Source organism: Pseudomonas danubii (assembly GCF_042980055.1).
Classification (GTDB): Bacteria; Pseudomonadota; Gammaproteobacteria; order Pseudomonadales; family Pseudomonadaceae; genus Aquipseudomonas; species Aquipseudomonas danubii.
The window spans coordinates 2389307-2409732 of the sequence record NZ_CP116502.1; the positions used below are offsets into that span (position 1 = coordinate 2389307).

Annotated in this window: 24 protein-coding genes; 14 read left to right on the forward strand and 10 right to left on the reverse strand. The window is 61.7% G+C overall.

Annotated elements, in window-relative coordinates; genetic code table 11:
• Positions 1-102: 102 nt before the first annotated feature.
• The 4 genes from moaC (at position 103) to PFZ56_RS11055 (ending at position 2263) form a co-directional block, all read left to right on the forward strand.
• On the forward strand, positions 103-576 hold the full coding sequence (moaC, locus tag PFZ56_RS11040; protein ID WP_123393672.1) for a cyclic pyranopterin monophosphate synthase MoaC: 474 nt from the start codon (positions 103-105) through the stop codon (positions 574-576).
• Positions 573-815: a MoaD/ThiS family protein gene (locus tag PFZ56_RS11045; protein ID WP_103740995.1), complete on the forward strand. Its 243-nt coding sequence runs from the start codon at positions 573-575 to the stop codon at positions 813-815. The genes moaC and PFZ56_RS11045 overlap by 4 nt, the downstream gene beginning before the upstream one ends.
• Position 816: 1 nt before the next feature.
• Entirely contained in the window at positions 817-1269 is a 453-nt protein-coding gene (moaE, locus tag PFZ56_RS11050; RefSeq protein ID WP_102878463.1) for a molybdopterin synthase catalytic subunit MoaE, read from the forward strand.
• 217 nt (positions 1270-1486) lie between these two features.
• On the forward strand, positions 1487-2263 hold the full coding sequence (locus PFZ56_RS11055; protein ID WP_102878464.1) for an ABC transporter substrate-binding protein: 777 nt from the start codon (positions 1487-1489) through the stop codon (positions 2261-2263).
• Between the two features lie 76 nt (positions 2264-2339).
• On the opposite strand, the gene PFZ56_RS11060 is transcribed toward PFZ56_RS11055, so the two are convergent.
• From PFZ56_RS11060 to PFZ56_RS11080, 5 genes are all read right to left on the reverse strand, one after another.
• On the reverse strand, positions 2340-2969 hold the full coding sequence (locus PFZ56_RS11060; RefSeq protein ID WP_102878465.1) for a transcriptional regulator: 630 nt from the start codon (positions 2967-2969) through the stop codon (positions 2340-2342).
• A 90-nt stretch (positions 2970-3059) separates the two neighbouring features.
• Positions 3060-4187 carry an FAD-binding oxidoreductase gene (locus PFZ56_RS11065; RefSeq protein WP_170001113.1) on the reverse strand — a complete coding sequence of 376 codons (1128 nt, stop codon included), beginning with the start codon at positions 4185-4187 and terminating at the stop codon, positions 3060-3062.
• A 34-nt stretch (positions 4188-4221) separates the two neighbouring features.
• A complete protein-coding gene (locus tag PFZ56_RS11070; RefSeq protein ID WP_170001112.1) occupies positions 4222-5175 on the reverse strand; it encodes an ornithine cyclodeaminase family protein in 954 nt (317 codons plus the stop codon).
• Between the two features lie 122 nt (positions 5176-5297).
• Positions 5298-6794, reverse strand: coding sequence for an ATP-dependent RNA helicase RhlB (gene rhlB / locus PFZ56_RS11075; RefSeq protein ID WP_170001111.1), 1497 nt, complete (start codon positions 6792-6794; stop codon positions 5298-5300).
• Between the two features lie 97 nt (positions 6795-6891).
• Positions 6892-7548 (reverse strand): alpha/beta hydrolase, encoded by a 657-nt coding sequence (locus PFZ56_RS11080; protein WP_102878469.1) that lies wholly within the window; start codon positions 7546-7548, stop codon positions 6892-6894.
• Between the two features lie 475 nt (positions 7549-8023).
• On the opposite strand from PFZ56_RS11080, the gene PFZ56_RS11085 reads away from it, so the two are divergent.
• The 4 genes from PFZ56_RS11085 to PFZ56_RS11100 all read left to right on the forward strand — a co-directional run bounded on the left by PFZ56_RS11085 (position 8024) and on the right by PFZ56_RS11100 (position 12182).
• Positions 8024-9052, forward strand: coding sequence for an amino acid ABC transporter substrate-binding protein (locus PFZ56_RS11085; RefSeq protein WP_102878470.1), 1029 nt, complete (start codon positions 8024-8026; stop codon positions 9050-9052).
• A gap of 65 nt (positions 9053-9117) precedes the next feature.
• Positions 9118-10299 carry an amino acid ABC transporter permease gene (locus PFZ56_RS11090; RefSeq protein WP_102861260.1) on the forward strand — a complete coding sequence of 394 codons (1182 nt, stop codon included), beginning with the start codon at positions 9118-9120 and terminating at the stop codon, positions 10297-10299.
• A gap of 10 nt (positions 10300-10309) precedes the next feature.
• Positions 10310-11407, forward strand: a complete 1098-nt coding sequence (locus tag PFZ56_RS11095; RefSeq protein ID WP_102861261.1) for an amino acid ABC transporter permease — start codon at positions 10310-10312, stop codon at positions 11405-11407.
• A 10-nt stretch (positions 11408-11417) separates the two neighbouring features.
• Complete coding sequence (locus tag PFZ56_RS11100; protein ID WP_102878472.1) at positions 11418-12182, forward strand: amino acid ABC transporter ATP-binding protein; 765 nt, start codon at positions 11418-11420, stop codon at positions 12180-12182.
• 65 nt (positions 12183-12247) lie between these two features.
• On the opposite strand, the gene PFZ56_RS11105 is transcribed toward PFZ56_RS11100, so the two are convergent.
• On the reverse strand, positions 12248-12730 hold the full coding sequence (locus PFZ56_RS11105) for a type II toxin-antitoxin system MqsA family antitoxin (RefSeq protein ID WP_170001110.1): 483 nt from the start codon (positions 12728-12730) through the stop codon (positions 12248-12250).
• Entirely contained in the window at positions 12727-13038 is a 312-nt protein-coding gene (locus PFZ56_RS11110) for a type II toxin-antitoxin system MqsR family toxin (protein ID WP_102879072.1), read from the reverse strand. The genes PFZ56_RS11105 and PFZ56_RS11110 overlap by 4 nt, the downstream gene beginning before the upstream one ends.
• A 165-nt stretch (positions 13039-13203) precedes the next feature.
• Here PFZ56_RS11110 and PFZ56_RS11115 point away from each other — a divergent pair, with 165 nt between their 5' ends.
• The 5 genes from PFZ56_RS11115 (at position 13204) to PFZ56_RS11135 (ending at position 17116) form a co-directional block, all read left to right on the forward strand.
• The gene (locus PFZ56_RS11115) at positions 13204-13863 is read left to right on the forward strand and encodes a FadR/GntR family transcriptional regulator (protein WP_170001109.1); all 660 of its coding nucleotides are present in this window, start codon (positions 13204-13206) and stop codon (positions 13861-13863) included.
• Positions 13864-13876: 13 nt separating this feature from the next.
• Positions 13877-15148: a CynX/NimT family MFS transporter gene (locus tag PFZ56_RS11120; protein ID WP_170001108.1), complete on the forward strand. Its 1272-nt coding sequence runs from the start codon at positions 13877-13879 to the stop codon at positions 15146-15148.
• A gap of 99 nt (positions 15149-15247) precedes the next feature.
• Entirely contained in the window at positions 15248-15718 is a 471-nt protein-coding gene (locus PFZ56_RS11125) for a nuclear transport factor 2 family protein (protein WP_110652306.1), read from the forward strand.
• A 54-nt stretch (positions 15719-15772) separates the two neighbouring features.
• Complete coding sequence (locus PFZ56_RS11130; RefSeq protein WP_102861714.1) at positions 15773-16093, forward strand: GIY-YIG nuclease family protein; 321 nt, start codon at positions 15773-15775, stop codon at positions 16091-16093.
• Positions 16094-16180: 87 nt separating this feature from the next.
• Positions 16181-17116: a glutathione S-transferase family protein gene (locus tag PFZ56_RS11135; protein WP_170001107.1), complete on the forward strand. Its 936-nt coding sequence runs from the start codon at positions 16181-16183 to the stop codon at positions 17114-17116.
• A gap of 102 nt (positions 17117-17218) precedes the next feature.
• On the opposite strand, the gene PFZ56_RS11140 is transcribed toward PFZ56_RS11135, so the two are convergent.
• On the reverse strand, positions 17219-17572 hold the full coding sequence (locus tag PFZ56_RS11140; protein WP_102878478.1) for a glutaredoxin family protein: 354 nt from the start codon (positions 17570-17572) through the stop codon (positions 17219-17221).
• A complete protein-coding gene (gene yejK / locus PFZ56_RS11145; protein WP_060837659.1) occupies positions 17572-18576 on the reverse strand; it encodes a nucleoid-associated protein YejK in 1005 nt (334 codons plus the stop codon). Before yejK ends, PFZ56_RS11140 begins: the two co-directional genes overlap by 1 nt.
• 394 nt (positions 18577-18970) lie before the next feature.
• Here yejK and PFZ56_RS11150 point away from each other — a divergent pair, with 394 nt between their 5' ends.
• Positions 18971-19252, forward strand: coding sequence for an HU family DNA-binding protein (locus tag PFZ56_RS11150; RefSeq protein ID WP_003440137.1), 282 nt, complete (start codon positions 18971-18973; stop codon positions 19250-19252).
• Between the two features lie 94 nt (positions 19253-19346).
• Here PFZ56_RS11150 and rlmF read toward each other — a convergent pair whose 3' ends face one another.
• A complete protein-coding gene (gene rlmF, locus PFZ56_RS11155) occupies positions 19347-20372 on the reverse strand; it encodes a 23S rRNA (adenine(1618)-N(6))-methyltransferase RlmF (RefSeq protein WP_170001106.1) in 1026 nt (341 codons plus the stop codon).
• Positions 20373-20426 lie beyond the last annotated feature (54 nt).

The window sequence follows — 20426 nt, forward strand, 5'->3', positions numbered from 1 at the left end:
CAGGCTGATTGCCGGTTGGCGCAGCCAAACGCCGGGCAGATGCCCCGTGCGAAAAACTGACCCGCAGGTTTACAATCGGCCCACCTGATCAGGAGTAACACCGTGCTGACTCATCTCGATTCCCAAGGTCGCGCCAATATGGTCGACGTCACCGATAAGGCCGTGACCTTCCGCGAGGCAGTGGCCGAAGCCCGGGTGCGCATGCTCCCGCAAACCCTGCACATGATCGTCAGTGGTGGTCACCCCAAGGGCGACGTGTTTGCCGTGGCGCGCATCGCCGGAATCCAGGCGGCGAAGAAAACCAGTGAGCTGATTCCCCTGTGCCATCCGTTGATGCTCACCAGCGTCAAGGTCGAGCTCAGTGCCGAAGGCGAGGACAGTGTGCGCATCGTGGCGCGTTGCAAGCTGTCGGGGCAGACCGGGGTGGAGATGGAGGCGTTGACCGCCGCCAGCGTCGCCGCGCTGACAATCTATGACATGTGCAAGGCCGTGGACCGCGGCATGACCATCGAAGGCGTGCGAGTGCTGGAGAAATCCGGCGGCAAGAGCGGCGATTACCGGGTGGCTGACGCATGAGGATCTCGGTGAAGTTCTTTGCCCGCTACCGTGAGGCCCTGGGGCTCGATGGCGTGCTTGTCGAGGGCGACTTTGCCTGTGTCGACGATGTGCGCCAGGCGCTGTTGTCCCGTGACGGGGCCGCCGTGCTCGCCGAACAGAACCTGATGTGTGCCCGCAACGAAGAGCTGTGCCAGCTGGACGAACCCTTGGCGGACGGCGATGAAGTGGCGTTCTTTCCCACAGTGACCGGAGGCTGAGATGGCGATCCGTGTGCAATCCGCGGCCTTCGATCCGGGGGCTGAAGTCAACGCCATGCACGCCGCCGATACCGGGGTTGGCGCGGTGGTCAGCTTTGTCGGCTACGTGCGCGACTTCAATGACGGTCAGGACGTGCACGGCATGTTCCTGGAGCACTATCCGGGCATGACCGAAAAGGCCCTGGGCAAGATTGCGGCTGAAGCCGAGCAGCGCTGGCCGCTGTTGCAACTGGAGGTGCTGCACCGCATCGGCGCCCTGGAGCCGGGCGAGCCCATCGTGTTCGTCGGCGCAGCCAGTGCCCATCGCCAGGCGGCGTTCGAAGCCTGCGCCTTTGTCATGGATTATCTGAAGACCCGGGCGCCGTTCTGGAAAAAGGAGAACACCGCCGACGGCCCCCGTTGGGTGGAAGGCCGCGACAGCGATCACGCGGCGGCCGCGCGCTGGAAAGACTGATCCCCTGATGCTGGCCGGCGGCGCCTGAGTCCGCCCCAATTCAACCTGTAATCGACTGCGACTGTTCCCGCCGACCGCTGGGGATAAGTCGCTGTGCGCGCCGTTGACGATGTGTACGTAAAAGTCCAGTATGGATTTACAAGTACAAATACAGCGTCCTCCGTTTCATCCTTTCCTTCTGTCTTGCCAAACCAACAACAACCGCGAGAGAACGAACATGAAAAAATTCCCCCTCATCAGTGGCCTGGCCTTGAGCCTGTTGGCGTGCAGCAGCCTGATGGCTGCCGAGAAAACCTTGCGCCTGGGCATCGAGGCGGCGTATCCGCCGTTCGCCTTCAAGACCGCCGACGGCAAGATTGGTGGCTTCGACTACGACATCGGCAATGCCTTGTGCGCGCAGATGCAGGTCAAGTGCGAGTGGATCGAGGGCGAGTTCGACGGCCTGATTCCCTCGTTGAAAGTGAAGAAGATCGACGCCGCGCTGTCCTCAATGACCATCACCGCGGAACGGCGTAAATCCGTGGATTTCACCCACAAGTACTACTTCACTTCGTCGCGCCTGGTGATGAAGAAGGGCGCGGTGGTGGATGACCAGTACGCCAGCCTCAAGGGCAAGACCGTGGGCGTGCAGCGTTCCACCACCACCGACCGTTTCGCCACCGAGGTCTTCGAGCCCAAGGGCATCAAGGTGGTGCGCTACAGCAACAACGAAGAGATCTACATGGACCTGGCGGCCGGGCGCCTGGACGCGATCTTCGCCGATACCATTCCCCTGGAGGATTTCCTGTCGATGCCGCGGGGCGCCGACTACGCCTTTGTCGGGCCTGAGTTGAAAGATCCCAAATACGTTGGGGAAGGCGCCGGGATTGCAGTGCGCAAGGGCAACAGTGAACTGGTGGGCGAGTTGAACAAGGCCATCGATGATATTCGGGCCAATGGTGAATATCAGAAGATCCAGGCCAAGTACTTCAAGTCGGATATTTATGGGGATTGAGACGTTGTGGCGTTCTTGAGGACGCCTTCGCGAGCTCGTTCCTACGGGATATGTGTAGGGGCGAGCTCGGCAACCTTTATTGTCCCTTCAATTCCTTCAAGTGCTTGTACACCGTCGCCCGGCCCATGCTCAGTACGTTGGCCACGTAGTTGGAGGCGCTCTTGCCCTTGAAGGCACCTTCGGCGTGCAGAGCCAGTACCAGTTCGCGCTTGTGTTCGCGGGTCAGCAGGTTCAGGCCCAGCTGGCGCTCGCGCAGCCAGTTGTGCAGGAAGGTGTTGATGCGTTCCTGCCAGTCGTCGCGAAATAGTGAATCGGGCTGGGGAATCAGCTTGCTGGGTGAGAGAAACAGGTCCAGCGCGGCCTTGGCATTTTCGAACAGCGAGATGTTCAGGTTGATGCACAGCACGGCCATTGGCTGGCCCTGGCTGTCGCGCAGCACGCTGCTGAGGCTGCGGATCTTCTGGCCGTCCCAGTTGAGCTTTTCATAGGGACCGATATTGCGTTCGCTGCTGTCGCCGCTGAGCAGGTCTTCCAGGGCCGCATCGTCGCCCACTTCGCGCTTGGACAGATTATTGGCGATGTAGTCGATCTTCTGGGTGCGCAGGTCGTGGAGCACCACCTCGGCATGGGGGAAGAACAGCGTGGCAATGGCGTCGGCAATCGCCCGGAAATTATCCAGGGCTGGGTCCTTTGCGGGTGAGGTCATGGGTCGTACTCCAGGCGGCTTCAGCGCCCGCCGTTAGCGGGCGCTGGGAGTGTGCCGCAATCGTTTGGGCGCGTCACCCCGCAGGCGGGTTCAACCGAGGCGGGCAGGGGAGAGCATGGCGGACTCCAGGCCGAAGCGGGTCAACTGCTCCGGCAGGGGTTGGCCACGCACCAGGGCGGCGCTGGCCTGGCCCATGGCCGGAGAGGTCTGGATGCCATAGCCGCCTTGTCCGGCGACCCAGAACAGCCCGGGCACCTGTGGATCAAAACCGGCCAGCAAGTCGCCATCGCTGACGAAACTGCGCAGGCCGGCCCAGGTCCGGGTCGGACGACGAATGCTCAGGGTGGTGGCTTCTTCGATCTGGTAGATGCCCAGGGCAATGTCCAGCTCTTCGGGCTGCACATCATGGGGCTCCACCGGGTCGGCGTTGGCCGGCGAACCGAGGAACATGCCGGCGTCGGGCTTCATGTAGAAGGACTCGTCCAGGCTCACCAACATCGGCCAGCGATGGGTATCGAGCCCTTCCGGGCCGGCGAAGATAAAGGCCGCCCGGCGCTTGGGTTGCAAGCCCAAGGGGCGGGCACCGGCCATCGCGCCGATCTGGTCGGCCCAGGCCCCGGCAGCGTTGATCAGCACCGGCGCGCTGAAGCCCTGGCCGCTGGTTTGAACCTGCCACAGCCCTTGTTCATCACGGTGCAGCCCCGGCACTTCATGGTCGGTATAGACCTGGCCCTGATGGCGGCGGATGCCCCGCAGGTAGCCCTGATGCAGGGCGTCGGTGTCGATGTCGCTGGCACTGGGGTCGTAGAGGGCGCCATGGACCTTTTCGCGACGCAGGATCGGCAGACGAGCGCAGGCTTCGTCGGCACTGAGCAGTTGCATCTCCGGCACCGTGGCCTTGGCGCTCAGGTACTGGTTGTTCAGTTCGGCCGGATCGCCGGTGAAGTCCACGGTCATTTCCCCTCGTGGCGTCAGCAGCGGGTGGTCGCAGAAGCCCTCCGGCGGATGGTCGAAAAAGTCCCGGCTGGCCAGGGTCAGGGCCCGCACCTGGGCGGTGCCATAGGCGGCGGTGTAGAGCGCGGCAGAGCGGCCGGTGGAGTGATAGGCCGGATGGGATTCGCGCTCCAGCACGATGACGCGGCCGTGGCGCGACAGCCAGTAACCGGTGGAGGCTCCGGCGATACCGCCGCCGATGATGATGAAATCTGCCTGGATCATTCAAGGCTCCTGGAAAAGTGCAAGTGACAGGCCCTTAGTGCGGGTGCCGCAGGTGGTACAGGGCATTGGCCAGGGCGATGTCTTCCAGGCCCAGGCCGATGGAGCGGAAGAACACATGGCGCTCGGCGCTGGGGCGTTGAGCCTGGTTGCTCAGCAGCTCCGGCAGGTCGCCGAGAATCGCCGCGTTGTCCCAGCCGTGCTGTTCACCGGCAATCAGCATCTCGCCGGCCGAGCCCGGGGTGGTACGGCGATAGTCACAATAGACCTGCATCTGCTGCAGTGCGGCGGGCGGCACTTCATGGGCCCGTGGCGCATTGGTGCTGATGGAGGTGATCAGCGCCGGCTTGTTGAGGGTGCGTGGGTCGATGACCGGTCCGGCGGACGAAGTGCAGAGCATGATCACGTCGGCATCTTCGACAGCCTCCTCAAGCTGCAGGACGATTTGCAGGCGCGGATCGAGGGCCTTGAGACGCGCAAGCTCCTCGGCGGATTTGCTCGCAAGGCTTGGGGAAAAGAGGCGGATGCTCTGCCAGGGGCGCAGGTCTTTCACGTAGTGCAGGTGAGCCTGGGCCACGGCGCCGCTGCCGATGATTGCCAGGTGCCGGGCCTCGGGCGTGGCCAGTGCATCGACGGCGACTGCCGTAGTGGCGGCGGTGCGTGCGGTGGTCAGTTCGGCGGCGTCGCACAGCAGCAGGGGCTGGCCGCTGTCCATGGACATCAGCAGGGTCCAGGCGGTGACCAGCGGGCCTTCGGCGCGAACGATGTAGGGCGAAGTCTTGACCCCGTAGACCCGATCTTCAGCCAGCACGCCCAGGTAGTTGATGAAGTCGCCGGCGCCCTGGGGAAACTCCACCAGCTGTTGTGGCGGTTGTACGGCGAGTCCGGCGGCCAGGTCGCGAAACAGTTTGCGCAGGATCTGCGGGACGTCGATTTGCGCGAGCAACTGGCGGGCTTCGGTCTGAGCAATCAGGTAGGGCGTGCTGGGCATGTAGGCGTTCCCAAGGAGTTAAACTTATTTGTCCATTATGGACTTTTAGTTTACTTGAGCAACATCCAGGCGAAAAAAAACGCAGCCGGTGATGGGCTGCGTTTTTTTCGGCGCGTCTGTTATCAGGCTTGCGGGCGTTTGCGCTCTACTGGGCGCAACAGCTCGGCCGGCGGCATCTCGCAGCTGATCTTGCGCCCCAGCAGGGCTTCGATCGATGGCAGCTGATAGGAGTCGTCCTCGCCGGCGAAGCTGATGGAGACGCCGTCGGCACCGGCACGCCCGGTACGGCCGATGCGGTGCACGTAGTCGTCCGGTACTTCCGGCAGGGTGAAGTTGATCACGTGGCTGATGCCGTCGATGTGGATGCCGCGGCCGGCCACGTCGGTGGCCACCAGGACACGGATCTTGCCTTCGCGGAAGCCTTCCAGGGTCTTGATCCGCTTGTGCTGCGGCACGTCGCCGGACAGCTGGGCGGCGTTCACGCCGTCGCGCACCAGGCGTTCTTCGATGCGCCGCACTTCATCCTTGCGGTTGGCGAAGACCATGACCCGTTCCCAGCCGTTGTCGGTGACCAGGTTGTACAGCAGCTTGTATTTGTCGGCCCCGGCCACGGCATAAATGTGCTGTTCGACGTTTTCGCTGGCGACGTTCTCGGCCTCGATCTCGACGATCGCCGGGTCGGTGGTCCACTGCTTGGCCAGGTTCATCACGTCTTCGGTGAAGGTGGCGGAGAACAGTAGGGTCTGGCGCTCGCTCTTGGGCGGGGTCTGGCGAATGATCTGCCGCACTTGCGGGATGAAGCCCATGTCGAGCATGCGGTCGGCTTCGTCCAGCACCATCACTTCGACCATGTCCAGGTGCACGTCACCGCGCTGGTTGAAGTCCAGCAGGCGGCCCGGGGTGGCCACCAGGATGTCGCAGTGGCGAGCTTCCAGGTGCTTGAGCTGCTTGTCGAAATCCATGCCGCCAACGAAGGTCATGACGTTGAGGCCGGTGTATTTGGTCAGGGCCGCGGCGTCCTTGGCGATCTGCACCACCAGTTCCCGGGTCGGGGCAATGATCAGTGCCCGTGGTTCGCCCATGTAGCGCTCTTTCGGCGGCGGGGTCTGCAGCAACTGGGTGATGATCGAGATCAGGAACGCGGCGGTCTTGCCGGTGCCGGTCTGGGCACGGCCGATGGCGTCTTTACCCGCCAGGGTGAAGCCCAGTACCTGGGCCTGGATCGGTGTGCAGTAGGGAAAGCCCAGGTCCTGGATGGCGTGCATCAGTTCCGGAGCGAGCTTGAAGTCGTGGAAACGGGTCTTGCCTTCCTGGGGTTGCACCACGAAGTCTTCGAGTTTCCAGGTGCTGACCGCTGGTTTTGGCGGCCGCGGGCGCTGCGCTTGCTCAGGTTTGGGTTGCTCGGCCTTGGGCTTCTCTTGGCGCGGTGCTTTGGGAGCGGAAGGGGCGGCCGGTGTGCTCACCGGTTCTTTTTTAGCTGCGGTAGCAGGTGCGCTCCGCTCCGGCTGACGGCCGTCATTGCGGCTGCTGGAACTGGGGGAAGGGGCGCTGGGGCTTGGCGCGAGCGGCTCAGCCTCGCTTTTACCGAAGATTTTCTTGAGTGCTTTGAGCACGGTCATCTCATCAATTGGTTAAGGAATGTACGCCGGCCAGTGTAATGCAAGAAACGGGCGCGGCGTAGTCTGTTGCTTGTGGTCCTGGCGCGAGGCACTTTTTCTAGCGCAAACGCTCGCTCAGCCAGGTGCCGATATCACGGATTTCTTCCGGTAACACCTCGTGTCCCATTGGGTATTCCTGCCATGTCACGGTGACACCGTGCTGTTTCAGGTACTCGTATGCGGTGCGTCCCATGGCGTTCTGCACCACTTCGTCGTACTGGCCGTGCAGGGACAGCACCGGAATCCGCTGTTGGCTGGCGCAAAGTTGCAGTTCATCGCTGAAGGTCGGGGCATAGGTGGAGAGGGCAAGTACGCCACCCAAGGGACCCTGCCATTTGAGGAAGGCAGTGTGCAGTACCACGGCGCCACCTTGGGAGAAACCCGCGAGGAAAATGCGCGATGCGTCTATTCCGCTTGCGCGTTGCTCTTCGATCAGTCTGATGACCTCGTCAGATGATTCTTCGAGCTGTTCGCGACTGATCGCGCGAGCCGGGCTCATGGCCAAAATGTCGTACCAGCTTGGCATGGCGTATCCGCCATTGATGGTCACGGCGCGGGTCGGTGCCTGGGGCAGGACGAAGCGGGTGCTCAAGAGTTTTTCCTGCAGCATCTCGGCCACCGGCAGGAAGTCGTAACGGTCCGCTCCCAGGCCATGAAGCCAGATCACACAGGCATCTGCGGGCTTGCTGGGCTGAAGAATCAAGGGCTCGGTCATGGCTGCTCCATTTATGTGCGTGCGCGCTGATTGAGTGCGAGGTTAAGGGGCGCGCCCGGTTGATCGGTGAAGAAGATGTCGCACGGTTGAACGTTTTGCTATTGACCACTGGCTGAAACGCTTTAGCCGAAACTGTGGTACGGGCTTTGCTATGGCTCAGAAAGAGGAGCGGATGTGATAGCACGCTCTGCCGGCGGTAACACTAACAGGCTACCGCGGGCGATGGCATACCCCACCTCCTCTGATACCGGTTCGCCTACGGCCGCTACGGGCTCTGTGAACTGCAAAGGGCTAAAGCCCGTTCGGCCGATTGGTGAGATGTAGGTCCCCCATTACGTGGATTTCTCCTACTAGACTCATAGCGAAGGTCTTACGCCGCTTGACCCTATAAAAAGCCGACGCGGGTCAACAGCGCCTCATGAGGGTGCGGCAGGACTCAAGCTCCGACACAACAAGAGCAAAACTGGAGGTTTGAATGAAGATGTTGAAATCCACCCTGGCCGTCGTTACGGCGGCCACGGTACTGGCTACAAGCGGTTTCGCACAGGCGGGTGCGACCCTCGATGCAGTACAGAAGAAAGGTTTCGTACAGTGCGGCGTTAGCGATGGTCTGCCGGGCTTCTCGGTACCGGACGCTACCGGCAAGATTCTCGGCATTGACGCCGATGTCTGCCGTGCCGTGGCCGCAGCCGTATTCGGCGATGCGACCAAGGTCAAGTTCAGCCAGCTGAACGCCAAGGAGCGCTTCACTGCGCTGCAATCCGGCGAGATCGACGTGCTGTCGCGCAATACCACCTGGACCAGTTCCCGTGACGCGGGTATGGGCTTGATGTTCGCCGGCGTCACTTATTACGACGGCATTGGCTTCCTGGTGAACAACAAACTGGGTGTGAAAAGTGCCAAGGAGTTGGACGGTGCGACCATCTGTATTCAAGCCGGTACTACCACCGAGCTGAACGTGTCGGACTACTTCCGCGGCAATGGTCTGAAATACACCCCGATCACCTTCGATACTTCCGATGAAAGCGCCAAGTCCCTGGAGTCCGGTCGTTGCGACGTGCTGACCTCCGACAAGTCCCAGCTTTACGCACAGCGCAGCAAGCTGGCGACTCCGACCGAATACGTCGTACTGCCGGAAACCATCTCCAAGGAGCCTTTGGGCCCGGTGGTGCGTAAGGGCGACGAAGAGTGGTTCAGCATCGTCAAGTGGACCCTGTTCGCCATGCTCAACGCCGAAGAGGCGGGTATCACTTCGAAAAACGTCGAAGCTGAAGCCAAGTCCACCAAGAACCCTGATGTAGCACGTCTGCTGGGCGCGGACGGTGAATACGGCAAAGACCTGAAACTGCCGAAGGACTGGGTAGTACAGATCGTCAAGCAAGTAGGTAACTACGGTGAAGTGTTCGAGAAAAACCTCGGCAAGAGCACGCCACTGGCCATCGACCGCGGCCTGAACGCGCTGTGGAACAACGGCGGCATCCAATACGCACCACCTGTGCGCTGATGGTTCTATCACCCGGCGGGCCAACCGCCGGGTGATGTTCTGTTCCATTATTCCTGGGGCACTTCATGCAAAATTCAATCGGCGCACCCAAGCAGAGGCTTAGCCTCAGCGATCCGCGTGTGCGCGCCTGGCTGTTCCAGATCATCACCCTTGTGGCGGTGGTTTCGCTGGGCTGGTTTCTGTTCGACAACACGCAAACCAACCTCCAGCACCGGGGTATTACCTCGGGTTTCGACTTTCTTGAGCGCAGCGCCGGTTTCGGCATCGCTCAACACTTGATTGCCTACACCGAAGCGGACAGTTATGCCCGGGTCTTCGTCATCGGTCTGCTCAATACGCTGCTGGTGACCTTTATCGGGGTGATCCTGGCGACCTTGCTGGGGTTCATCATCGGGGTGGCGCGGCTGTCGCAGAACTGGATCATCAGCAAGCTGGCGACGGTGTATGTGGAAGTGTTCCGCAACATTCCGCCGCTGCTGCAGATCCTGTTCTGGTACTTCGCGGTGTTCCTGACCATGCCGGGGCCGCGCAACAGCCATAACTTCGGCGACACCTTCTTCGTCAGCAGTCGTGGCTTGAACATGCCGGCGGCGCAGATGGCTCCAGGGTTCTGGGCGTTCTTTGCGAGTGTGGTGCTGGCCATCGTCGCCATCGTGCTGATGTGCCGCTGGGCCAACAAACGCTTTGAAGACACCGGGGTGCCGTTCCACAAGTTCTGGACTGGCCTGGCGTTGTTGCTGGTGATTCCGGCGCTGTGCGCGCTGGTCTTCGGCTCGCCCGTGCATTGGGAGTTGCCGAAGCTGCAAGGCTTCAACTTCGTCGGCGGCTGGGTACTGATCCCCGAACTCTTGGCCCTGACCCTGGCCCTGACCGTCTACACCGCGGCGTTCATCGCCGAAATCGTGCGTTCCGGGATCAAGTCGGTCAGCCACGGCCAGACCGAGGCAGCCCGTTCCCTGGGCCTGCGCAACGGTCCGACCCTGCGCAAGGTGATCATTCCCCAGGCCTTGCGGGTGATCATTCCGCCATTGACCAGCCAGTATCTGAACCTGGCGAAGAACTCGTCCCTGGCCGCCGGTATCGGTTACCCGGAAATGGTTTCGCTGTTCGCCGGCACGGTGCTCAACCAGACCGGCCAGGCCATTGAGGTCATTGCCATCACCATGAGCGTGTACCTGGCAATCAGCATCAGCATTTCCCTGCTGATGAACTGGTACAACAAGCGCATTGCGCTGATCGAGCGGTGAGGAAGCGCCCATGACGACTCATACTTTCAAGCCCGATATGCCGCCGCCCAGCCGCAGTATCGGCGTGCTGGCGTGGATGCGCGCCAACATGTTCTCCAACTGGCTAAACACCCTGTTGACCCTGTTTGCCTTCTACCTGATCTACCTGGTGGTGCCGCCGATCCTGCAGTGGGCGATCCTCGACGCCAACTGGGTCGGCACCACCCGTGCCGACTGCACCAAGGACGGTGCCTGTTGGGTGTTCATCCAGCAGCGTTTCGGCCAGTTCATGTATGGCTACTACCCAGTGGAACTGCGCTGGCGGGTGGACCTGACCGTGTGGCTGGCGGTGATCGGCGTGGCTCCCTTGTTCATCTCGCGCTTTGCTCGCAAAGCGATCTACGGCCTGTGTTTCCTGGTGTGGTACCCGGTGTTGGCCTACACCCTGCTGCACGGCGGCTACCTGGGCCTGAGCACTGTCGCCACCAGCCAGTGGGGCGGCCTGATGCTGACTTTGGTGATTGCCACGGTGGGCATTGCCGGGGCCTTGCCCCTGGGCATCCTGCTGGCATTGGGACGACGTTCCAACCTGCCGGCGATCCGCGTGGTCTGCGTGACCTTCATCGAGTTCTGGCGCGGCGTGCCGCTGATCACGGTGCTGTTCATGTCGTCGGTGATGTTGCCGCTGTTCCTGCCCGAGGGCATGAACTTCGACAAGCTGCTGCGGGCGTTGATCGGGGTGATCCTGTTCCAGTCGGCCTATGTGGCCGAGGTGGTGCGTGGCGGTTTGCAGGCCATTCCCAAGGGCCAGTACGAAGCGGCGGCCGCCATGGGCCTGGGTTACTGGCGCGCGATGGGCCTGGTGATTCTGCCGCAGGCCCTGAAGCTGGTGATCCCCGGGATCGTCAACACCTTCATCGCCCTGTTCAAGGACACGAGCCTGGTGATCATCATTGGCCTGTTCGACCTGCTCAACAGCGTCAAGCAAGCCGCCGCCGACCCCAAATGGCTGGGCATGGCCACCGAAGGCTATGTCTTCGCGGCCCTGGTGTTCTGGATTTTCTGTTTTGGTATGTCCCGCTACTCCATGCATCTGGAGCGTAAGTTGGACACAGGCCACAAGCGTTAGGAGTACCTCCATGAGTGAAGCGAACAAAAAGCCTGTGGGCCCTGAAGGCATTATTCAGATGCAGGGTGTGAACAAGTGGTATGGCCAGTTCCACGTGTTGAAGGACATTAACCTCAACGTCCAGCAGGGCGAGCGCATCGTCCTGTGCGGGCCTTCGGGCTCGGGCAAATCCACCACCATCCGCTGCCTCAACCGTCTGGAAGAGCACCAGCAGGGACGCATCGTGGTGGACGGGGTGGAGCTGACCAACGACCTCAAGCAGATCGAGGCCATTCGCCGGGAAGTGGGCATGGTGTTCCAGCACTTCAACCTGTTTCCGCACCTGACCATCCTGCAGAACTGCACCCTGGCGCCGATGTGGGTGCGCAAGATGCCCAAGCGCAAGGCCGAGGAAATTGCCATGCATTACTTGGAGCGGGTGCGGATTCCGGAGCAGGCCCACAAGTACCCGGGCCAGCTTTCCGGTGGCCAGCAGCAACGGGTGGCGATTGCCCGGGCGCTGTGCATGAAACCCAAGATCATGCTATTCGATGAACCCACCTCGGCCCTGGACCCGGAAATGGTCAAGGAGGTGCTGGACACCATGATCGGCCTCGCCGAAGACGGCATGACCATGCTCTGCGTGACCCATGAAATGGGTTTTGCTCGCACCGTGGCCAACCGGGTGATCTTCATGGACAAGGGCGAGATCGTCGAGCAGGCGGCACCGAATGACTTCTTCGACAACCCGCAAAATGATCGCACCAAGCTGTTCCTGAGCCAGATCCTGCATTGATCCTGATGCAGGGCCCGCGCTGACGATAAACCCGGACTGGTTCCGGGTTTATTTTTGCCCGGCGTTCAACCGCCGGCAGCGCCGAGCTGTTGTTCGGGGTGGTCGCTGGAGGCAGAAGGCGCCCGCTGTGGTGCGCTGAGTTCCAGTACGTCCTTCATCAACTGTGGGTGGCGATCCAGCAGGCGCATCAGCACGTACAGCGGTTGGGGCACGCCGACTTCGCCGCGCTCGTAACGGGAAAAGGCGTTGTGCCCGCCACCGGACAGCAGTTTGACCGCCTCTTTCTGCGAGAGGTGCAGCTGGCGGCGGATGCGCTTCATGTCGGCGGCGACGCTCTGCCGGTACTCTTCCAGCAATTGGTCGCCCGCGGCGGCGTAGCGTTGTGCACTGGCGGCGTCGAATTCGATTTCACCGCATTCCTGGCATTCCCAGCCCGCCAGGCCATGGAGGTGACGCTGTAGGTGCCGGTAGTCGATGAGCTCGCTGCGCTGCTCGAACGCCAGCATGCCGGTCGGAGCGCCGCAGCTGTAGCATTGTTGTTGTTTCAAGTCTCTGCCTCCTTGAAGGAGATCACGGGAGGCCCTGCACCGGGGCGGTAGGTGACCTTGATGTAGAGCGTCCAGTTAGCGATACGGGTGTAGTACACGTCCTGCCACAGCCGATGATCGCTATAGGTGGTCATCGATTTGTAGAACAGGCTGCCCTGGAGTCCGGCTACTACTCGTTGCATGGCGGCCAGGGACAATCCGAGTTCCCTGCCGCAGCGCAATGCGCTTCGAGTGAAGGCTTGTGCTCCTTGCCGAACGACCTGTGCCTTGATCAGCGACAGGTCGTAATGAGGTGTTTTCTTTTCCATGAGACACCCTTGAGGCTTGACCGAAATTACCCTTATAGGGTTTTTTGTCAAGGCCTGTTTGCAATGGCGAAAGTGCCTCCTCCAGCCTAAATCGTTGAACTCTCGGAAAAGCCTGAATACCATGTCGGGCAATTCATCCGATGATTGGATGAAAGAGTGAGTTCAATGAGCGAAATTTCCCCCCTGATCAAACGTTCCCTGGTCGACCAGGCCCTGGAACAGTTGCGCCTGCGCATCACCAAGGGCGCCTGGGCCGTCGGCCAGCGCCTGCCCACCGAGCCGGAGCTGGCCAGTGAGCTGGGCATCAGCCGCAACACCGTGCGTGAAGCCATGCGGGTGCTGGCGTTTTCCGGGTTGATCGAGATTCGCCAGGGCGATGGCAGCTACCTGCGAGCCGTGGCTGATCCCCTGGACATGCTCCAGGCCCTGTCCCAATGCTCTCTGGAGCAGGCCCGGGAAACCCGGCAGATCCTTGAAGTGGAGGCGGTTGGCCTCGCGGCCCTGCGTCGCACCGACGAGGACCTGCGCGCCTTGAGCGAAGCCTTGCAGGCCAGCGGCGGGCATTTTCATGGCGATCTGGAAAGCTACATCGCCTGCGACCTGGTGTTTCATCAGGGCCTGGTGGATGCCGCGCACAATCCGACCCTGAGCCAGCTGTACCGCTATTTCTCCAGTGTGGTGGGCGCCCAGTTGCGCCAGGCCTTGACGGTCACTCCGCGCCGCCAGGACGTCTTCGATCTCCACCAGCATCTGCTGGACGCCATCGAGCAGGGCGACCCCGAGCGGGCCAAGCACCTGTCCCGCCAGTTGATCAACGAATCCTGAACCCGAGACCTTTATGTCCAACCAGCAGTCCCCTCCGAACACCCCGTCGCCTCCCGAGTTGTTGATCGATGCCGAGGCCGATGACGAAGAAGTCCAGCAGGCCCCGCCACCTTTGCGGCGGCCCTGGCTGTTGCTGTTGGGGCTGATCCTGGTGGCGTTGAACCTGCGTCCGGCGCTGTCGAGCATGGCGCCGTTGCTCAGTGACGTATCCCAGAGCCTGGGCCTGTCGGCCGCCAAGGCGGGATTGCTGACCACTTTGCCGGTGTTGTGCCTGGGGCTGTTCGCGCCTTTGGCGCCGCTGCTGGCCCGGCGTTTCGGCGCCGAACGGGTGGTGCTGGGGATTCTCCTGACCCTGGCCCTGGGCATTGTCCTGCGCAGCTCGCTCGGTGAGTTCGGGGTCTTTGCCGGGAGCATCCTGGCCGGGGCCAGCATCGGCGTGATCGGGGTGCTGCTGCCGGGCATCGTCAAGCGCGACTTCGCCCGGCATGCGGGAAGCATGACCGGGGTCTACACCATGGCCCTGTGCCTGGGGGCAGCCATGGCTGCAGGCGCGACAGTGCCCTTGAGCCATCACTTTGACGACAGTTGGGCCCTGGGCCTTGGCTTCTGGGTGGTGCCGGCGTTGATGGCAGCGCTGTTCTGGTTGCCTCAAGTGGGGCAGAAACACGGTGCCCACCATGTCGCTTTCCGTGTGCGCGGGTTGCTGCGTGATCGCCTGGCCTGGCAGGTGACCTTGTACATGGGCTTGCAATCGTCCCTGGCCTACATCGTGTTTGGCTGGTTGCCATCGATCCTGATCGGTCGTGGGCTGACTCCGACCCAGGCCGGACTGGTGCTGTCGGGTTCGGTCATCGTGCAACTGGCCAGCTCCCTGGCGGCGCCCTGGCTGGCGACTCGCGGCAAGGACCAGCGTCTGGCCATCGTGATCGTCATGTTGATGACCTTGGGCGGTCTGTTCGGTTGCCTGTATGCACCGCTTGATGGCTTGTGGGGCTGGGCCATTCTGCTGGGCCTGGGGCAAGGAGGCACTTTCAGCCTGGCCCTGACGCTGATCGTCCTGCGCTCACGGGATACCCATGTGGCCGCCAACCTGTCGAGCATGGCCCAGGGCATCGGCTACACCCTGGCGTCCATGGGGCCGTTTGCCGTGGGGCTGGTGCATGACTGGACCGGCGGCTGGAACGCCGTGGGCTGGATCTTCGCGGTGTTGGGCAGCGGGGCGATTATTGCCGGGCTGGGCGCCGGCCGCTCGCTGTATGTGCAGGCGCAAAGCGAGAGGATCTGAGGAGCGTCACTGTCGGTATTTGCACGGCAAATGCCGATAGTCTTCTCTGGGCGTGCGGATTATTGTGCTGGCATCCCTTTGTCCTTCCGGAGTCCGCCCATGAGTGATGCCCACCGCGTCCTGATCACTGAGTTCTACCAGGCCTTCCAGCGGCTCGATGCCGAGGCCATGAGCGCCTGCTATACCGAGGACGTTGTATTCAGTGATCCGGCCTTCGGCGAGTTGCGCGGACGTGACGCCGGCGACATGTGGCGCATGCTCACCGCGCGGGCCAAGGACTTTTCCCTGACCTTCGATCAGGTGCGTGCCGACGAGCGTTCGGGTGGCGCGCACTGGGTCGCCACCTACCTGTTCAGCCAGACCGGCAACACGGTGGTCAACGATATCCAGGCGCGCTTCGTGTTTCGCGATGGCAAGATCTGTGAGCACCACGACCATTTCGACCTGTGGCGTTGGGCGCGCCAGGCCCTGGGGGCCAAGGGGCTTTTGCTGGGCTGGACGCCGCTGCTGAAAAATGCCGTTCGCGCCCAGGCCCGTAAAGGCCTGAAGGCCTTCCAGAGCGGTCGCTGAAAGCCATCCTCTGCTAAGATCGCGGCTTGTTATCCACAGGCCCCGATGGTTTTTGTGAGCAGCCCCGATCCAAACCCCGTGATTGCCGGCGAACTGCCCGCGCCTGCCAGCAAACCCTGGTTTGTGTATCTGGTGCGTGCGGCCAATGGCGCCCTTTATTGCGGCATCAGCGACGACCCGGTGAAGCGCTTCGCCAAGCACCAGAGTGGCAAGGGCGCGCGTTTCTTTCTATCCAGCCCGGCGGTGGCCCTGGTCTATACCGAAGCTTGTCGGGACAAGAGCGAGGCTCTGCGTCAGGAGCGGTTGATCAAGAAGCTCAGGAAAAGCGCCAAGGAGTGTCTGGTGGCGTCTGCCGGGGCAGCAGCATCAATCTGACTGATAGGTGCTCATCAGTCGGATCGGTAGGCCGTCCATGGATTGCGCGCTAAGCTCAGCGCTTTCCCTCTTCCGGCGGACCCCAGCATGTCAGAGTTGATCCTGCACCATTACCCGACCTCTCCCTTCGCGGAAAAAGCCCGTTTGCTCCTGGGCTTCAAGGGCCTGTCCTGGCGCTCCGTGAAGATTTCCCCGGTGATGCCCAAGCCTGATCTGACTGCCCTGACCGGTGGCTATCGCAAGACGCCGGTACTGCAGGTCGGTGCTGATATCTACTGCGACACGGCTTTGATCGCCCGGCGTCTGGAGCGGGAAAAGGCCTCGCCGGCGCTGTTCCCCGAAGGCCAGGAAATGATCAGCGCGACCTTCGCCGCCTGGGTCGACTCGGTGGTGTTCCAGCATGCGGTGACCCTGGTGTTCCAGCCCGAGTCTGCCGCAGCACGTTTCGGCAAGATGCCGCCGGAGGTGGTCAAGGCCTTCATGGCCGACCGTGCCGGGTTGTTCAGTGGCGGCAGCGCCAGTCGTCTGCCCCTGGAAGTGGCCAAGCATCAGTGGCCGACCATCATGGCGCGTCTGGAGCAGCAACTGCAGCGCGAGCCGGGGGACTTCCTGTTTGGTGAGCCCTCGATTGCCGATATCGCCCTTGCGCACCCGCTGTGGTTCCTCAAGGGTACGCCGGTGACGGCGCCGCTGGTGGACGAGTATCCGGCGGTATCAGCCTGGTTGGCGCGAGTGCTGGGCTTTGGTCACGGCTCCTTCACCGAAATGAGCGCTGAAGAGGCCCTTGAGGTGTCGCGCGGTGCGACCCCGGCGCCGCTGCCGGATGAGCGGTTTGTCGATCCCAATGGCTTTGTGGCAGGGCAGCAGGTGGTGATTGCTGCGACCGACTATGGAGTCGATCCGGTGGCGGGCGAGTTGCTGTTTGCCGGTACTGAAGAGTTGATCCTGCGCCGTGAAGATCCACGTGCCGGCGTGCTCCACGTGCACTTCCCGCGGTTGGGTTTCCGTATCCAGGCGCAGTGACTCACACCTGTAGGAGCTGGCTTGCCAGCGAAGGCGTCCTCAAGATCGGTGCACGATCTGCCGGCCCCTTCGCCGGCAAGCGCCGCGTCGGCTCGCCGTTTCCTACGGTTGCAGCGCCGCCATGATGGCATCGGGATCATAGGTGCGGAGCAGGGTTCCATTCACATCCAGGATCGGAATCCCGGCACCGCCCAGAGCGGTATAGGCCTTACGCGCCTCTGCGTCTTTCTCGATGTCGAACTCCCGATAGGGAATGCCCTTCTGATCGAGAAAGCGTCGGGTAGCCTTGCAGTAGCCGCACCAGTCGGTGGCGTACAGCACCACCCGGGCCTGGCTACGGATCTCTTCGCTGACCACCGCCGAAGGGTTGAACAGCCGCTCGATCTTGCCCCAGTTCTGATAGACCACCACCACCAGCAGGATCAGCAGGAACTTCTTCAGTACTCCCTGGAGCATCAGTTGCGGCGCTTGAGCTGGTCGGTCAGCTGGGTCGGCAGGCCCTTGATGATCAGGGTCCCGGCTTCTTCGTCGTACTCGATCTTCGAGCCCAGCAGGTGGGCTTCGAAGCTGATGGACAGGCCCTCGGCGCGACCGGTGAAGCGGCGGAACTGGTTGAGGGTGCGTTTATCCGCAGGAATTTCCGGCGATAGCCCGTAATCCTTGTTGCGGATGTGGTCGTAGAACGCCTTGGGGCGGTCTTCGTCGATCAGTTCCGAGAGTTCTTCCAGGCCCATGGGTTCGCCGAGCTTGGCTTGGCTGCTGGCGTAGTCCACCAAGGTCTTGGTCTTTTCCCGGGCCGACTCTTCCGGCAGGTCTTCGCTTTCGACGAAGTCGCTGAAGGCCTTGAGCAGGGTGCGGGTCTCGCCCGGACCGTCGACGCCTTCCTGGCAGCCGATGAAGTCGCGGAAGTACTCCGAGACCTTCTTGCCGTTCTTGCCCTTGATAAAGGAGATGTACTGCTTGGACTGCTTGTTGTTCTGCCACTCGGAGATGTTGATCCGCGCGGCGAGGTGCAGTTGGCCCAGGTCCAGATGGCGCGACGGGGTCACGTCCAGTTGGTCGGTCACCGCCACGCCTTCGCTGTGGTGCAGCAGGGCGATCGCCAGATAGTCGGTCATGCCCTGTTGGTAATGAGCAAACAGCACGTGGCCGCCCACCGACAGGTTGGATTCCTCCATCAGCTTCTGCAGATGCTCCACCGCCACCCGGCTGAATGCGGTGAAGTCCTGGCCGCCGTCCAGGTACTCCTTCAGCCAGCCGCTGAAGGGGAAAGCGCCGGACTCGGGATGGAACAGGCCCCAGGCTTTGCCCTGTTTGGCGTTATAGCTTTCATTGAGATCGGCGAGCATGTTCTCGATGGCCGCGGACTCTGCCAGTTCGGAGTCTCGGGCATGCAGAACTGCGGGGCTGCCGTCGGGTTTTTTGTCGATCAGGTGGACGATGCAATGACGGATCGGCATGGGCTTCTCGGCTGATTGAAGGGGGAGGGCGGACTCCCCGAAAAAGTGCCCAGTGTACCGCACCCGTTGGTTTTGGCGCGGTTTGCCAGGCGATGAACGGCCTGTCGGTAACGCTTATGCATTTTTTTACCGATTTAGAGCAATAAAGCTGACCAAATGGCTAGGTAGAGGCGGATATTTCCCCGTCTGTGTGCTAGTTTTGCCCCGTCTTACGCGATGTCTCAGCGTTAAGCGTGCATTCAGCATTTGTCGGGTCGAACCAAACCCTGATTTCGGTATCTATAACCCCGATCTGTCGTGGTTGTAACCGGGGTGCCAGATTCACAAGATCTGGCTCGATGGCTGACACTGCACTCTGCAATCCAAATGAATTTGATAGGGAAGGAACACCACAATGGCTATTACTAAAGACCAACTGATCGCTGATATCGCTGAAGCTATCGACGCGCCGAAAACCACCGCGCGTAACGCTCTGGACCAACTGGCCCAGATCGTTGCTGATCAATTGGAAAATGGCGGCGAAATCACTCTGCCAGGTATCGGCAAGCTGAAAGTGACCGAGCGTCCTGCCCGTACTGGCCGTAACCCATCGACTGGCGCTGCCATCGAAATCGCTGCCAAGAAAGTTATCAAGCTGGTTGTGGCTAAAGGCCTGACCGACGCTGTTAACAAGTAAGACTTGCAGTGAAACCGTGCTCAGAAGTACTCCGGGCACGGTTTGTGTGACACCGATTCACGCAAGGTGAATCGTCTTTGAATCTCCCGCCTCTTTAGTTCTTCCTAACCCAGCGTTCCTGACTCCAGGCCTGTTGCTGTGCCTTGTCCTTGAAGGTCCAGGCGACGAAGCGGCTCTGTTTCTGTCCCTGGGACATCTCTACCACCTGGCTTTCCAGGACCCCGGCCTTTTTCAGCGCGCTTTCAATCGCCGGCAGGTTCGAGGCCTTTGACACCAGGGTGCTGAACCACAGCACTTGCTGGCCGACGCCGGCGCTCTCGCTGATCAACTGGCTGACGAAACGGATCTCGCCACCCTCGCACCAGAGTTCCCGGGCCTGGCCGCCGAAGTTCAGCACCGGCAGCTTGCGCTTGGGATCGGCCTTGCCCAGGGCTCGCCACTTGCGTTGGCTGCCGCGGGTGGCTTCGTCCAGGGAGGCATGGAAGGGCGGGTTGCACATGGTCAGGTCGAAACGCTCGGTGCTTTCCAGCAGGCCGCTGAGGATCTGCCTGGGATTGCCTTGCTGGCGCAGGCTGATGGCCTTGTTCAAGCCGTTGGCCTGGACGATGGCCTTGGCCGCAGCCAGGGCGGTGCTGTCGATGTCCGAACCGAGGAACTGCCAGCGGTAGTCGCTGTAGCCGATCAGCGGGTAGATGCAGTTGGCGCCGACCCCGACGTCCAGCACCCGTACCGCCGCGCCACGAGGGATTTCACCCTGGTTGTGGCTGGCCAGCAGGTCGGCGAGGAAATGCACGTAGTCGGCGCGACCGGGCACGGGTGGGCAGAGAAAGTCCGCCGGAATGTCCCAGTGGGCAATACCGTAGAAGGCCTTGAGCAGGGCGCGGTTGAACACCCGCACGGCCGCCGGGTCGGCGAAGTCGATACTTTCCTTGCCGTAGGGATTGAGGATCACGAACTGCCCCAGTTCCGGGGTGCTCTTGATCAGTTGCGGGAAGTCGTAACGCCCCTGGTGACGATTGCGCGGATGCAGGCTGGCCTTTTCCCGGGGGGCGGCGTTTTTGGCCGGGGAGGCGGTTTTGGGCTTTTTGCGCGCAGGCTTTGGGGTGTTGGGGGCGGTCATGGGGGATCGATTCGGGGCTGGTTCAAAGTGGCGGGCATTGTCACACAGGAGCAA

Excerpts from the sequence above, each read along its gene's own strand:
- PFZ56_RS11080 (WP_102878469.1), bottom strand. The coding sequence starts at position 7,548 with ATGACCGAGCCCTTGATTCTTCAGCCCAGCAAGCCCGCAGATGCCTGT.
- PFZ56_RS11095 (WP_102861261.1), top strand. The coding sequence starts at position 10,310 with ATGACGACTCATACTTTCAAGCCCGATATGCCGCCGCCCAGCCGCAGT.
- PFZ56_RS11110 (WP_102879072.1), bottom strand. The coding sequence starts at position 13,038 with ATGGAAAAGAAAACACCTCATTACGACCTGTCGCTGATCAAGGCACAG.
- rhlB (WP_170001111.1), bottom strand. The coding sequence starts at position 6,794 with ATGACCGTGCTCAAAGCACTCAAGAAAATCTTCGGTAAAAGCGAGGCT.
- PFZ56_RS11140 (WP_102878478.1), bottom strand. The coding sequence starts at position 17,572 with ATGCTCCAGGGAGTACTGAAGAAGTTCCTGCTGATCCTGCTGGTGGTG.
- PFZ56_RS11100 (WP_102878472.1), top strand. The coding sequence starts at position 11,418 with ATGAGTGAAGCGAACAAAAAGCCTGTGGGCCCTGAAGGCATTATTCAG.
- PFZ56_RS11090 (WP_102861260.1), top strand. The coding sequence starts at position 9,118 with ATGCAAAATTCAATCGGCGCACCCAAGCAGAGGCTTAGCCTCAGCGAT.
- PFZ56_RS11125 (WP_110652306.1), top strand. The coding sequence starts at position 15,248 with ATGAGTGATGCCCACCGCGTCCTGATCACTGAGTTCTACCAGGCCTTC.
- PFZ56_RS11055 (WP_102878464.1), top strand. The coding sequence starts at position 1,487 with ATGAAAAAATTCCCCCTCATCAGTGGCCTGGCCTTGAGCCTGTTGGCG.
- PFZ56_RS11135 (WP_170001107.1), top strand. The coding sequence starts at position 16,181 with ATGTCAGAGTTGATCCTGCACCATTACCCGACCTCTCCCTTCGCGGAA.
- PFZ56_RS11045 (WP_103740995.1), top strand. The coding sequence starts at position 573 with ATGAGGATCTCGGTGAAGTTCTTTGCCCGCTACCGTGAGGCCCTGGGG.
- PFZ56_RS11060 (WP_102878465.1), bottom strand. The coding sequence starts at position 2,969 with ATGACCTCACCCGCAAAGGACCCAGCCCTGGATAATTTCCGGGCGATT.
- rlmF (WP_170001106.1), bottom strand. The coding sequence starts at position 20,372 with ATGACCGCCCCCAACACCCCAAAGCCTGCGCGCAAAAAGCCCAAAACC.
- PFZ56_RS11085 (WP_102878470.1), top strand. The coding sequence starts at position 8,024 with ATGAAGATGTTGAAATCCACCCTGGCCGTCGTTACGGCGGCCACGGTA.
- PFZ56_RS11070 (WP_170001112.1), bottom strand. The coding sequence starts at position 5,175 with ATGCCCAGCACGCCCTACCTGATTGCTCAGACCGAAGCCCGCCAGTTG.
- moaE (WP_102878463.1), top strand. The coding sequence starts at position 817 with ATGGCGATCCGTGTGCAATCCGCGGCCTTCGATCCGGGGGCTGAAGTC.
- PFZ56_RS11065 (WP_170001113.1), bottom strand. The coding sequence starts at position 4,187 with ATGATCCAGGCAGATTTCATCATCATCGGCGGCGGTATCGCCGGAGCC.
- PFZ56_RS11120 (WP_170001108.1), top strand. The coding sequence starts at position 13,877 with ATGTCCAACCAGCAGTCCCCTCCGAACACCCCGTCGCCTCCCGAGTTG.
- PFZ56_RS11115 (WP_170001109.1), top strand. The coding sequence starts at position 13,204 with ATGAGCGAAATTTCCCCCCTGATCAAACGTTCCCTGGTCGACCAGGCC.
- PFZ56_RS11150 (WP_003440137.1), top strand. The coding sequence starts at position 18,971 with ATGGCTATTACTAAAGACCAACTGATCGCTGATATCGCTGAAGCTATC.
- yejK (WP_060837659.1), bottom strand. The coding sequence starts at position 18,576 with ATGCCGATCCGTCATTGCATCGTCCACCTGATCGACAAAAAACCCGAC.